The organism is Methyloglobulus sp. (assembly GCF_046714055.1).
Taxonomy (GTDB): Bacteria; Pseudomonadota; Gammaproteobacteria; order Methylococcales; family Methylomonadaceae; genus Methyloglobulus.
The window spans coordinates 1-13,438 of the sequence record NZ_JBKKBJ010000009.1 but is presented as its reverse complement, the minus strand read 5'-3'; the positions used below and the strand labels follow the sequence as shown (position 1 = coordinate 13,438).

At 45.8% G+C, this 13,438-nt stretch carries 12 protein-coding genes and 1 tRNA gene; 3 read left to right on the top strand and 10 right to left on the bottom strand.

Annotated features, from left to right (window positions below):
* Positions 1-627: 627 nt before the first annotated feature.
* A tRNA-Leu gene (locus tag ACLQ6D_RS00430) sits at positions 628-711 on the bottom strand.
* Between the two features lie 395 nt (positions 712-1,106).
* Here ACLQ6D_RS00430 and rnr point away from each other — a divergent pair.
* Positions 1,107-3,362, top strand: coding sequence for a ribonuclease R (gene rnr / locus ACLQ6D_RS00425; protein WP_411725271.1), 2,256 nt, complete (start codon positions 1,107-1,109; stop codon positions 3,360-3,362).
* Between the two features lie 521 nt (positions 3,363-3,883).
* Here the strand turns inward: rnr and ACLQ6D_RS00420 are convergent.
* The gene (locus ACLQ6D_RS00420; protein WP_411725270.1) at positions 3,884-4,357 is read right to left on the bottom strand and encodes a hypothetical protein; all 474 of its coding nucleotides are present in this window, start codon (positions 4,355-4,357) and stop codon (positions 3,884-3,886) included.
* 9 nt (positions 4,358-4,366) lie between these two features.
* On the opposite strand from ACLQ6D_RS00420, the gene ACLQ6D_RS00415 reads away from it, so the two are divergent.
* Positions 4,367-4,681 carry a hypothetical protein gene (locus tag ACLQ6D_RS00415; RefSeq protein WP_411725269.1) on the top strand — a complete coding sequence of 105 codons (315 nt, stop codon included), beginning with the start codon at positions 4,367-4,369 and terminating at the stop codon, positions 4,679-4,681.
* 326 nt (positions 4,682-5,007) lie between these two features.
* Here the strand turns inward: ACLQ6D_RS00415 and ACLQ6D_RS00410 are convergent, their stop codons facing one another.
* The 4 genes from ACLQ6D_RS00410 to ACLQ6D_RS00395 are packed head-to-tail and all read right to left on the bottom strand — an operon-like array spanning position 5,008 to position 8,468.
* Positions 5,008-6,216, bottom strand: coding sequence for a hypothetical protein (locus tag ACLQ6D_RS00410; RefSeq protein WP_411725268.1), 1,209 nt, complete (start codon positions 6,214-6,216; stop codon positions 5,008-5,010).
* Positions 6,217-6,218: 2 nt separating this feature from the next.
* Positions 6,219-6,860, bottom strand: a complete 642-nt coding sequence (locus ACLQ6D_RS00405; protein WP_411725267.1) for a hypothetical protein — start codon at positions 6,858-6,860, stop codon at positions 6,219-6,221.
* On the bottom strand, positions 6,850-7,497 hold the full coding sequence (locus tag ACLQ6D_RS00400; protein WP_411725266.1) for an ATP-binding cassette domain-containing protein: 648 nt from the start codon (positions 7,495-7,497) through the stop codon (positions 6,850-6,852). Before ACLQ6D_RS00400 ends, ACLQ6D_RS00405 begins: the two co-directional genes overlap by 11 nt.
* Positions 7,494-8,468 (bottom strand): ABC transporter substrate-binding protein, encoded by a 975-nt coding sequence (locus ACLQ6D_RS00395; RefSeq protein WP_411725265.1) that lies wholly within the window; start codon positions 8,466-8,468, stop codon positions 7,494-7,496. Before ACLQ6D_RS00395 ends, ACLQ6D_RS00400 begins: the two co-directional genes overlap by 4 nt.
* 681 nt (positions 8,469-9,149) lie before the next feature.
* Between ACLQ6D_RS00395 and ACLQ6D_RS00390 the strand changes: the two genes are divergently transcribed.
* Complete coding sequence (locus ACLQ6D_RS00390) at positions 9,150-9,527, top strand: arginase family protein (protein ID WP_411725264.1); 378 nt, start codon at positions 9,150-9,152, stop codon at positions 9,525-9,527.
* A 239-nt stretch (positions 9,528-9,766) separates the two neighbouring features.
* Here the strand turns inward: ACLQ6D_RS00390 and ACLQ6D_RS00385 are convergent, their stop codons facing one another.
* From ACLQ6D_RS00385 to ACLQ6D_RS00370, 4 genes are all read right to left on the bottom strand, one after another.
* Positions 9,767-10,777, bottom strand: a complete 1,011-nt coding sequence (locus tag ACLQ6D_RS00385) for an ornithine cyclodeaminase (protein ID WP_411725263.1) — start codon at positions 10,775-10,777, stop codon at positions 9,767-9,769.
* 69 nt (positions 10,778-10,846) lie between these two features.
* Positions 10,847-12,529, bottom strand: coding sequence for an ABC1 kinase family protein (locus ACLQ6D_RS00380; RefSeq protein WP_411725262.1), 1,683 nt, complete (start codon positions 12,527-12,529; stop codon positions 10,847-10,849).
* A gap of 15 nt (positions 12,530-12,544) precedes the next feature.
* Positions 12,545-13,180: a DUF6781 family protein gene (locus ACLQ6D_RS00375; protein ID WP_411725261.1), complete on the bottom strand. Its 636-nt coding sequence runs from the start codon at positions 13,178-13,180 to the stop codon at positions 12,545-12,547.
* A 34-nt stretch (positions 13,181-13,214) separates the two neighbouring features.
* Complete coding sequence (locus tag ACLQ6D_RS00370) at positions 13,215-13,421, bottom strand: DUF6494 family protein (protein WP_411725260.1); 207 nt, start codon at positions 13,419-13,421, stop codon at positions 13,215-13,217.
* Positions 13,422-13,438 lie beyond the last annotated feature (17 nt).

Sequence of the window (13,438 nt, the reverse complement as noted above, 5' to 3'; positions counted from 1 at the left end):
TAATAGATACAGATTGTTTAGTTTTTACCCAATTATCCTGACCTGCTAAAAGTACATTCTACCTAAGTATTAGGTCAGTAAATGCTAATAGCTTTAGAGCATAAGGTTATCTCTAACAGCTACGCATACATTCAACCTTCTTAAACTACCTTTCTAGCTAAACAACAGCAAACTATACCCAACACATCATCAATTTCTGTATGTTTATGCGTCAAAAACAGTTGCATCAAGTTTTTTACCATCAGGTAAAGGTACTCCATCGGGTTTTTCAGCCTTGCGTATGAAAAATAGGCACTTAATTTTTATCTAACAACTTTCGGAAATTGAATTTTGTAAGTAAGTAGGCAATAACTACAAGGCTAAAAGCTACAAGGATCAATTTAAACCCGATAGTAGCCTAATTTTGTAGCTTTTCAAGCCGCTAAAGGAACAGATTAGGGCAATAAATCACAAGTAGCTACGCTTTACCAACATTTTATAGCTATATGGGCTATTTTTTGTGATGATTGTAGCTGTTCGATGTGTCACAGTGTTGTCACAGCTAGAGGATAAGAATAAAATGGTTTTTCTGTTTCGGGCTTAAGGGAAAAGCTATTAAGTTTTTGATATTTTACTAAGTTTCTGGTGTGCCGAGGAAAGGACTTGAACCTTCACGGAGTTCCCCCCACTAGCACCTGAAGCTAGCGTGTCTACCAATTTCACCACCTCGGCTGAGGGCGCTATAAGCAAAGTGAGGGCGAAATATACTCGCCAAGCCTGACTTTGTCAATGAGATGCTCATGACATCTTTAGCCTTTTAGTTTGCTTGATCCTGTCGTCCAACAATACATCAAATTTAACGCCATAACCTATACTGATGTATATTGCACAACCAAGCTAATTTATTGTGAAAACAAAGAATGAAATAGTGCCGAATATAAGCTTCCCCTGCTTAGGCTGAAGTTAGGATTGACCGGCAGCAGGAAAACCAATCAACTATACGCGGACTAATGTTTCGTTTTCAGTAAAGTGGATAATATTGGCCTCATAAGTTTTATTTCTATCATTTACCTCTCAGCTTTTCTAAGTAGGGCAAATGACTCGAATTCCCCTAGTTTGGTAAATACATGACATCAAAGTCCAAAAAAGACGCTACTTTCAGCATAAAAAAAGATCCCTACATTCAACGTGAAGCAGAAAAATATGAACAGCCGATTGCCAGTCGCGAACATATCCTGCAATTGCTCGAACACATCGGAAAGCCACTGCGTCGTGCTGAGATTGCCGAAGCATTTTCGATTAACACCGAAGATCAACTTGAAGCCCTACGGCGCCGGTTACGGGCCATGGAGCGGGACGGGCAATTATTGTTCAACCGGGCGCAGCAGTACTGCCTGGTAAATAACAAAGACTTGATTGTGGGTCGAGTGATCGGCCATGCGGACGGTTTTGGGTTTATCAAGCCGGATGACGGCTCGGACGACCTGTTCCTGACACCGAGAGAAATGAACCCTTTATTGCATAATGACAGGGCGATGGTCCGCATCGTTGGGATAGACAGGAAAGGGCGAAGGGAAGGGGCGGTTGTTGAAATCCTGGAGCGGAACACCCATCAGATTGTAGGTAGATTGTACAAAGAAGACGGCTTTACCTATGTCGTGCCAGACCAAAAGAATATTGCCCAGACGGTATTGATCCAAAAAGGCGGCACTGGTAAAGCCAAGCAAGGGCAAATCGTTGTCGCAGAAATTGTCGAACAACCAACCAAGCAACGTCAGCCAATTGGTCGCATTATCGAAGTGTTGGGCGACCATCTGGCGCCGGGTATGGAAATTGAGATGGCGATTCGATCCCATGAATTACCGTACCAATGGCCTGATGAGTTGTTGCAAGAGATAGAACCGTTGACAGCTGATGTACCTGAATCCGCAAAGCAAGACCGTACTGATTTACGCAAGACACCGCTGGTCACCATTGATGGTGAAGATGCACGGGATTTCGATGATGCGGTGTATTGTCAGAAGACCCCCAAAGGTTGGAAACTGCTGGTTGTCATTGCTGATGTGTCGCATTACGTCAAGATCAATACCGCCCTGGATAAAGAAGCGCAAAAGCGCAGCACCTCGGTGTATTTTCCTGAACAAGTCATTCCCATGTTGCCGGAAATTCTGTCGAATGGCTTGTGTTCGCTGAATCCTGACGTTGATCGCCTGTGCATGGTCTGCGAGCTGTTTATCGACCAGGAAGGCAAAGTCACCCGATCACGTTTTTTTGAAGCGGTCATGCGCTCTCATGCCCGGTTGACTTATACCGAAGTCGCCAAGATACTCGTTGATGGCGATACTCAACTAATCGCCAAATATAAAACTTTATTACCCCATCTAAAGCAACTGTATGACTTATACAAAGTCATGCGTGTCAGCCGCGAGCAACGCGGCGCGATGGATTTCGACACCCAGGAAACCCGGATCATTTTCGGCGCAGACCGTAAAATAGAAAGGATAATCCCTACAGTGCGTAATGATGCCCATAAATTGATCGAAGAATTTATGATTACGGCCAACATGGCGGCTGCGAAATTCTTGAACGCCAAAAAAATGCCCAAGCTGTTACGGGTACATGACGGCCCTAGTTCCGATAAACTCATGAACCTGAAAACATTTCTGGGTGAGTTAGGGTTAACACTGGGTGGCAGCGACAAGCCGACGCCACTCGATTACATGGCTTTGATTGAATCCGTTAAAGACAGGCCAGATAGCCACTTAATACAGACCGTGTTGCTGCGGTCGATGTCGCAGGCTGTTTACAGCCCGGAATTGAAAGGTCATTTTGGCTTGGCATTGGATGCCTATGCCCACTTCACTTCACCGATAAGGCGATACCCTGATTTGCTGGTGCATCGTGCGATCAGGCACTGCTTGCAGGGCAACAAACCGGAAAACTTCTTCTATGGCTTCCCGGACATGATAACGCTGGGAGAGTTCTGCTCCGCCAATGAACGTAGGGCTGACGATGCGACCCGTGATGTGGTCAGTTGGCTCAAATGCGAATACATGATGGACAAAATCGGCGACGTATTTCCCGGAATTATTTCAGCGGTTACCTCGTTCGGTTTTTTTGTCGAACTCGCCGAAATCTATGTTGAAGGCTTGGTGCATATCAGCAATCTGGGACAGGATTATTACCACTTCGACCCCACCAGCCACCAGTTAAAAGGCGAACGTACCGGCAACAAATTCCGCATAGGCGACCGTGTCATGGTTAAAGTGGCGCGAGTAAGCCTGGACGATAAGAAAATTGATTTTGATTTAGTGGTTAAACAAAGTGGCGCAAAAGAACACGCTACTGGCGGTAGGTTAAGCAGGAAACGTCGCAAAAAATAATACAAGTGCGGATTACGACTGCATGGATGCAGGAGGTAGGGCAACGCAGGAGCAGTTGCCGAGACGCGCAAACCTTCCATGTTTAAATTTGTAAAGATTTCCCGCGCGTCGTAATCCGCCATTTGGCGGCAATGGTTCCAGACCATTTGCCGCACTTCCTCCATCCCTGGAGGTCGGATGAACACCGCAGTTGGCGGATTACGACGCGCCCATAGGACAATCAAAACGGATAGATCGTGTATGCTGCGCGACTAATCCACCCTACAATTTATCCGCCTTACGGCCTTTTGGCCCTACAAGTAAAGCATTCGGAATGAAGATATGCTTTACTAGCGGCTTATCTTCCCATTGTTTCTTAATGTACATCTCGCCTGGAACACAAAAATATCAAGGTTGAGTTCCAAAAGCAGAAAACTGGATGCTAACAATATCTTGAATTAAATGAATCGCCTCAAGTGTCAACTCCTTGTCGTTGTGGTCAGTTTCGGGGTTGAAATGGATCGATCGATTTCTTTTTTCATTCAGCCCCGAAATATTTCAGCGGCCTCTGGAAGTAGTTCTCCCCATGATTCCAGTGCGTCTATTGCTGTAGGCCATTTGTTAAATGAATACTGGCGATACAGCTTTTTGTATTCTGGTGCATCCTTGTGATAATTCCTAAATAACAAAACCATATTGTTTAGTATTCTTTCGCCAAGCGCACATGCCCCCATCAGAGCAGGGTAGTAGCTTCCAATTACGTAAGAATTTCTTATCTGTTCAAGAAATTTGTTGTGAAATTCAGCTACAGAAAGCGGTTTATAGTTGAGATTCTGAAAATTATTTATCTTAAGCTCTAGGTTCCATTCCCCGTACTGCTGAGAAAGACCCTTAATAGTCTTTTCACGATTCTCGATATGCTGCTCTTTTATTTTTTCTTCCCAGTGCTCCTGTATGGGTTCGAGGCTGTGGGCACGAGAATCAAAATCGAAAGTAAAGATGCGGTAACGTTTCATATCACCTTTTTGCCTGCTAACGATCCCAAGCCCAGCGACCGCAGAACTCGGCGCGGCACCTGTATGGTGGGTGGCAAGGCGGCGGAAGCAGGTACCGTGACGTGCGGAGCGGTTCGCTGCAGCGCATGGTTAGGCGATTCTGCAGAGCTATTAGGCGGGCAAGATTCGGGCTTTTGCGCTGTGCATCTAGTCTGTAGCGTTATGAAGCAGGCAGTGCCTGGTGCCATTATTATGGTAATTTCATCGTTAGCGATTCCACCGACCGTGAATGTGGGGGATGTTGATCCAAAAGCGACGCCTGTGCTTTTCACGTTTACAGCGTAGCCCCACCCAGGCGGCGCCTCGCCAGGCGGGAAGTAATTAGTAAAACCATGCACGATGAAATCGGCGTTGGAAGTGCATTTCACGCTTGCACGTTAGGTCCCTGGTATGAGAGATGAAACCAGTATCTTGGAGAAGGGTTCGCACACGCGTCGATGTTTTAGCTCGTGGATTGTTCTTGATGGCATAATATAGTCCTGTCGGTTCTGCTTGGTGTGTTTTGCGTTGGAGGGAAAGTCCGCTGTCGCCTAACAAGTTTGAATTCACTGGCGCTGCGCGGCTTTATCGCACAGCGTCCGGTGGAATGATTGGTTCGACGTTGCTGCATATTAAGCAAGCTTCTTCTTTGTAATCCAGTTGCCAAAAATAATGCCGATTGGCAAGGTAAGAATGAAGACGAGGATATCCTTGAAATCTATTGGAGCATAGAAGCCGAACCAGTAACGCAACCCTGTTGCGCCCGCCAAAATGGTTAGCATTGCCAACAAGGAAGCGACGAGAACATTCAGTTCCTGATTCTTGGAAAAAGGGTCGCGTTTCCCCAACAAAACAATCCCAAGATTCCACCCTAAAGCATATACGCCATGATCGTTTCGGATTCCCAAATGAATATTTGCACAAGATATGGATTCATCTTTAGTTAGGATTTGACCATGTTCACTGGCGACACCAAATGCGAATTTTTTATAAACAAACTCATCGAGCTGGACTCTCTCTTTGAATACCCAAGGACAGGTGTATTTAGTTACAACAGGTCTGTAACTAGCCACACGTTGCAGGAAGTTTGGTGAAATAGCTATATCCTTATGGCCTATAAAAGTTTTTTTGTCCACTATTGTCCTGAACCAGTTCAAGCTGAGGTTTCCAGATTTCGTCCCGAGTTCTCTGTATAATAAGCTAGTCGCACCATGTAACGAGTTGCTTTGTCCGAGCAATTCTCCAAGCTCTTTGTCAAGACCAAGCTTGACCAAATCTCTCGCTACGACCGCCATAGACGACTTAAAGAGTTCTAGTGGTGTTTCGGTCACGCCTGCTTCGATTAAGTCTGCTATTAATAGAATCCCTTGATCTGGGAGTGCTCTCATGCAAATATCGACAACCTCCGACTGCTTGTCAATGGAAGCATCTAAGTTCACTTGATTATCATTGTTATAGATCAACAAGTGATGGAATGATGCCAAGGTAACAATAACATCTGGTTTGACCTCGTCCAATACGCCATCAAGGTAATCGAATGACGTCATGAAATGCAGCTTAGCTTTAGAGTTGTACACTGAGGCGTCTTTGTACATTTCCTCGCAAAACTCAACCGCGTGCAGATCTTTGTATCCAAGTTTATAAAGATTCTCCGATAGAAATCCCGAACCAGACATCAAATCGACGATCCGAAGTTTATCTCTCCGCTTGCCAATGGCTTTCCGATGCTTCTCTAAGTACCAGAGTATTGGGTACAACTCAAACAACCTCGCACCCGGCTGATTTTTTAACGCCTCTCTATAACTTGAGGCTTTTTCCTTGAACCTATCTAATTCATTCATTTTTAGTAATGCCTTCTGAACTCGATAAAGTTCTTAAACATAAAATCATTAAGTAGCACCTGTCCGACACCGATCGCGCCTGCTATTCCTATGGTCAACCATAAAAGAACATGGTTTGATTGATTGAAAGCTGACTGTGAATAGAATTTTTGTGCCATTCCGCCAAGTCCGTGCCAATATTCAGCGAAGTAATCAATGGCAAGAAATATTGCGAAACACAAAGAAAGCGTTTGCCTGGTCGTTGTTTTCATGCTGGGTAACGCCTCCCGGAACACAACTTTCCAGAAGAATTCAATTTTGCCTATCCCATAATTTACTACAAGCGTGAGTCGATGCCTATTGCTATGCTGGAATGCCTCATAGGATGAAGCAAGGGTGATAAGTGTAACTGGCAACACTAATAACGGATAAATGAAGAAGTCTATCCCAAAGCCGCGCAGGAAGAACGGTATTAGTATCGTTGTTGGGATGAATGAAATGCCTGATAGAATTGCGTAGACATTTCTGGAAAATCGGTTTGGTAAATACCAAAGAGCGAAACTCAGTATAACTCCAAGTAGCGTACCTATGATCCAGGCTGGCAAATATATGATCAAAGTATGCCAAAGCGTAATGCCCAACGGGACAAGATAGTCAGAAGTCATGGTGTTCGTCAGATGAAATAGAGTTGTCCAAATTAAACACGCTGGCATTCAGGCTTTTTATGAAATCTGTGTCGTGAGTGGCGCAAACTATTGTTAGGTTTTGTTCTAATAGTCTCTTGGCGACTTTGGATCGAAGTTGTTCTGAAAGCGTTGAAAAAATCTCGTCAGCTATCAAGAGTTTTGGTAGCTGCGACAAGGCGCAATATATGGCTAATAGCGCCTGTTGGCCAGAAGACAGACGATAAACCTCAGTTGCATGAAAGCGATCTTCATCACCGGGGCTGTAATCCAATGCTCTGAAAAAGCCTGAAAAGGTTTCGGTTTCGGTCTTGCTCTTCTTAGTCCGCTTATTTACCGCAGACTTAAAAAAATCAATATTTTCTCTGACCGACCCCCAGGGCAGAAGTAGATCAAGGGGGCGTGTTGGGAGATAAGCGGTCTCTGTCAGCGGCAAGCTCCGATTAATTTTGTTGACCTGTCCTTCCAATCCTGCGATGCAGCGGAGTAAGGTTGATTTTCCACATCCGTTGGGACCGGTAAACGCGAGACGATCACTCTCACCTAACTTAAACGATAGGTGTTCCAGCAGCAAACGTCCATCAGGCGAATGCACGTCAAGTGCATTAACTTCAATCATCGATGCAACACCATGTCCTTTTCAAAATAGAAGCCATCCGGAATAATCCCAGCAGACTTTGCTGAGGAGACGGTATCGCTTAGTATCTGATAACTCGTTTCGTCTGTCTTTGTTGCATCTACCCACGTAGCAGATGCGGCTACTGTCTCCGGTAACCCCAGTCGCTGAGATAAAACCTTCCTTGCCTCTGCTGGATTGTCTCTAATGAAGTCAATCGCTTCGTTCCAAGCATCAAGAAATTTCTCCGCCGCGTCGGTTTTATCCCTATAAAAGTTTCTAGATATAGCGCTGCAACCTATCCCAGATGGCTCGTTCAGTGTTGCATATACTGATCCAGCCAACTCGCGTGCCTTGCCGTTTTGTAGACTAAGAGTTCTAAATGGTTCGTATACGTGAATCGCATCTACATCCCCTCTCAATAGTGCGGGTTCGTGTTCTGGCGGAGGCAGTTTGATGTACCTGATATTCTCCTGGTTTACACCACTAGACCTGAGAAAATATTTGACCGCCAATTCGGACGTCATTCCTGGGTATACAGCGATGCGTCTTCCTTCCAACTCCTTTATGTTGCCAATAGCATTCCCGGTCGATGTCAATATGGATTCAAAAGGAGGGATTTTTTTCATCCTGCTGTGGGAAAAAATCTTAACCTGCAATAGAGCGATATTCCCTGTGCCACCTGTATTAACCAAATCTGCTAGTGACACCGCTGGTAGTACGTCTACGTTACCCGCTAGCATGGCTTCTACCATAAGCTGGCTGTTTGTAAGGTCAACCAGTTGAATATTCAGTCCTCGGTTTAAGAACATTCCTTTTTCTTCTGCAATCCATACAGGGAGGGATGCAATGATCGCGGGAGGAGTAATAACCCGCACAGTCTTAACAACAGGTGGGGGGCCAATACGGACGTATACGACAAACAGCGCAATAACTAAGGCCATCAAAATGGCGACTATGGTTTTCTTGTTCATTTTGCCCCCTTATGAACGATATGTTCGGTTTGATCTGTTGGCAGAGTATTAAATACAGGTCGAATCCCCCGACGTCGAACTAACAAAGTCGAGCACCGCGTCAACAGTGGGGGCGCCAAATACGGCCTTGGCCTTGCCGTTTGGCACATCCTCCATTGATGCCCTAGTTGACGCGTGTGCTCGGACGGACGTTAGGCCACGCGACAGGACGGTGTCTGGTACGCAAAAATGCTGCCGGATTCCGCAAAACACCGGTTGGTGTAACGAAGTGGAGGCGTGTGTATGAACGAGTTATGCACCGCCTCCACTTCGTTACACTAAATAGCATTTTTTGCAGGAGTTGGCAAATTTTTGTTTTAAATCAACACTGACTCCCAATCGTGGGGGCTAACGTTATTATCTAGGTCTGGATATCTTATACGCTCTTCAAACGCAATTGACAAGAATAGCTCCCATCACACTTACAAGGCTGGGTTTTCTAAGCGGGATAACACGCAAATCCTCATAATAACCAGTTCCGTAGTACGCATCGCGTACCTTTTTCAAAGCGCTTCGGGCAAACTAACCCCAGAAAAGGTACGCGATGCATACCCTACTTGGCTGGGGCGGCGTATTAGGGGCGGCGTATTAAATGGACTACAGCAGCCCGGTCAATTTGGCCTGATCCGGCTAGATGCACATATGGACACACACACTTTTGCCACTTCTCCATCCGGCAATATTCATGGTATGCCAGTGGCTGCATTGCTTGGCAGGGCGGACAAAATGTTGGCGACGTTATATTCCAGCTCCTATTTTATCAAACCAGAAAACCTTATCCTGATAGGTATCCGAAATTATGAACATGAGGAATATGAGCTATTAAAGCAAGCCTCTGTAGAAATTGTTTTCGCCAACCAAATTAATGGGCTTACCCAAGTGTTAATTAAAGCAATCGATAAGCTCAGCCTATCTTGCCAGGCTGTTGGCATTAACATTGATCTGGATTTCATCGATCCTGATGATGCTCCCGGCGTAGAAACGCCTGCCCAGGGCGGCATTAAAGCCAGGGAGCTGTGATTGCAGCGCTTTCATTGGTTAATCGGCATCAGCAGAAAGTATGCGGCCTGGAAATAAGCGAATTTAATCCGGAAAAAGACTCTAAAAATAAAACCTTACACTTGATGAGGGCCATTATTGAGGCGTTCTACGGTGCATCCTAGTGCCCACTTGATTATGGGCTTAAGCTAGTTGCCGGAGTGTTGTGAATTGAATGCCCGTATTCATATAATTGAACAAAGGCATTGCTCAAAAATAAATCAAGGATTCAGTAAGCCAAATAAATTTTTGGGATCATCAAGGTCTGGTACCATGGGCAACTCTAACCCCAACTTAGATTCTTTTGCCAGTTCATAGACGACCCGGAGTATAGAAAAATCTTCCAAGGCAAAACCAACAGAATCAAACAGTGTAATCTCGTGTTTGTCCTGCCTTCCTGGCTTGTTCTTGCAGACCAGTTCCCATAATTCGGCGTAGATGCGGTTGGCTGCACATTGCTGCACTTCGCCTTCTACCAGGGTTTGCGGTGTATATTCGACCACCAGCTTGACTTGATCCAAGAATTCACCGGACAGTTCGGTTTTCCCCGGACAGTCGCCACCCATCGCATGGATATAAGTACCTGGTGAAATATCCTCAAATTCAAACAAGGACTGCCGTCTTTTAGCGGCTGTCGCCGTTATCACAATATCAGCATGATGCACGGCTTCAGCAATGCTGCTGCAAGGGATTAACCTGAACTTTTGTCCAGATAAATTCCTTGAGAATTTTGCCATGGTTTGCGGTTCCACATCAATAAAGCGGACATATTCCAACTTGAAAAAACTGGCGAATGCTATCACTTGAAATTCTGCTTGCGCCCCGTTTCCAATAATGGCTAACGATTTCGCGTCTCCACGGGCGAGATACTTTGCCGCCAGTACGCCCATTGCCGCCGTCCTGAATGCCGTCAATAAGGTCATTTCGCTCATCATCAGCGGATACCCGCTAGCGACATCACATAACATCCCGATAGCGACGATATTAAGCTTGCCTTTAAGCGGGTTGCCAGGATGGCCGTTAACATATTTAAATGCGTACAATTGTTGGTCTGCACAGGGCATCAATTCGATGACACCATGAGGATAATACGTTGCAGTACGCAGCGATAACAAAAATTCATCCCAACGACCGAAATCTTCCTCCAAAGCGGCAATAACTCGCTTAAAAAAATTTTCCAAACCAACGGCTTGTATCAATTTCAGGATGTCTGCGACGGTAAGAATTTTCATTATTCATCAAGACTTTTCAAAGTTTGTCGCGGGTTAAGTGGCTTAAAGTGTAAGAAACCCGAGCGTTATTTACCGGTTGTTGCCGCTTTTCCAAATCGAAAGCAGTAACCAAATGCCGCCCACAGTGGCAAAGGTGTAGCCCAGGAAACCGAATGCTGGCAGACCGAATAATTCCGGCCCGCCCGTTACGGTCATAATTATGGAAGAACCAATAATGAGCGCAGCGGTCACCATGCCCATGGTTAACCGGCTAATGGCGTTATCCATCGTATTGACATAGCGATCAAGGTGCCTGACGGTGACATCGACCTGGACTGCCCCTTTCCTGGATGCCCGTAACAGTTTACGTAAGTCCTTTGGTAGATTCGACAGTAAATCGGCGACACTGATCAGATTACGCCAACCCCGCTTGGCAATGGCCTCGGGGCGGTAGCGTTCCAGCATGATTTCCTGAATATAGGGGGCGGCAAAAACCAGGGTATTAAACTCCGGATTAAGGTACCTGCCGAGACCGTCCAGGGTGATATAAGCTTTGATTAGTAGGGCGAGATCGGGGGGCAAAATCAACTTATGATCCCGCAATAATGCCATCAGATCGCTTAACATGGCAGTGAGACTTAAATCCTTCAAGGACAGGGAGCTGTACTGATCGACGAATGCTTCTATATCAACAGTCAATACATCTTCATCGGTATAAATATTGTCCGACCAGTCTTCGAGTATTTCTGCCACTTTAGTCGGGGCGTGGTTGACCATACCGTACAACAAACTCACCACTTGTTCCCTGCGCTCTTCCGTTAACCGGCCAATCATGCCGAAATCAATAAAGGCCAGCCTATTATCCGGCAGATAAAACACATTGCCAGGATGTGGGTCGGCATGGAAAAAGCCATCTTCCATGATCATTTTCATGACGGCCTTGGTGCCCCGGTCAGCCAGTTGCTTTCTGTCCAGCCCAGTTTTTTCTATAGCCTCAAGATCCCTGCCCTGGATGCCCTGGATATATTCCTGGACGTTAATCCGTTCCCCTGTCCATTGCCAATAGACTTTAGGAATCACGATATTGGGGTCATCGGCCAAATTAGCGGCCACCCGTTCAGCATTCCTGCATTCACCGGCAAGGTCGAGTTCCCGGCGCAATGACTGGTTAAACTGGCGGAGAACTTCCTTCGGATGAAAGCGGCGAATGTCCGGTGATTCAGATTCTGCAATATCAACGATACGTTGTAAAAGGCGTAAATCGGCTTCAATTATTTTGCGCAGACCGGGCCTGCGAATTTTTAAAATAACCTGTGTTCCGTCTTTTAGTACCGCTTTATGAACCTGAGCAATTGAAGCCGCTGCAAGGGGCTGCCTGTCAACTTCCGAAAAAATTTCATCAATGCTTCCACCAATATCTTCTTCAATCTGGGCGAGCAACTCTTCAAATGGTACGGGCGGCGCCTGATCCTGTAGTTTTTCAAACTCGGCGATATACTGGGGCGGAAACAAATCGACACGTGTGGCAAGAATTTGCCCTAACTTGATGAAGGTGGGCCCCAAGTCTTCCAACGCTCGACGTACGCGTTGCGGTGTGTCGAGTTTGGTAAATTCTTCAGCGTGTTGCCAATGCAGCACTTTGCCCGCACTTTCCAGTACCTTGCCCATCCCCAGGACACGGACAAAGCTGCCAAAGCCATAGCGTATTAATACGGATGCGATATCTTGAACCCTACCCAGATCCCTCGCTGCATTTAACATTTCCCACAACATGGCGTTACAGGGATATTATTTTTTAAAATGCGATGACCGAAGACTTTCAGCGATGCCCAATAAAATACCACTAGCTATCTGTGTTAAATTGATTGTGGCTGCAACCGTACTTGAAATAACCGTTTCTGTGCCCAAATGTGGTAACTGTTTCAGCGCTTCCAGGGCAGTTAAGGCTTGTTTACCGACAGCCGTTCCACTTTGCCTTGCATGGCTAACAAAATCGCCAACAATATCGGCAACAACCTGATTACCGTCTTTGGCAGCTTTCTCCAGGGTGTCCAAAAACACCCCTTCCATCTCCTGTAAATCGTTGGTCGCACCATTAAGATCATGGTGGGAATACTCACTTACTCTGGAAGCCGCTTCTTCAATGGCCAGTTTTGATGCTTCTGTCGCAACAGCCAATGCATCATCCAATGCCGAGGCTGCCTGTACAAATGCCCGTTTGACCTGTTCGCTTTGAGTCGTCATGCCCTCAAAGATACCCTTACTGACCGCTTCGGCAACATTTTTAATATTTTCCATATCCAGCTGCCGTTCTGTCAGCGCTTTCAAGGTAATCGCCTTGATTTTTTCATGAACATCAAAACCCGATTGTACCGCCTCCCGGATTTCCTCTTGAACATCTTGGTGTTGGTCTATTTCAGTCATAGCCGGTCTCCCGATGAATAAATTATCTAAAAAATTACTCCAAGGTTATTTCTTCTTCAATACAGTGATTCAAACCAATAGCGGGGGCAATTAGCGTCATTTTGACCTCAATTGTCTCGATGCCTTTCAATTTTCCGGATTCAATCGCTTTAAGCACCGCGTGTTCTATCTCACGTTGCGAGGTTACGCCGACCTTTTTCAGGTATTTCCTGATTTCCATGTTCAAGGTATCTTCATTCATTTTAACCCCCTAATCGT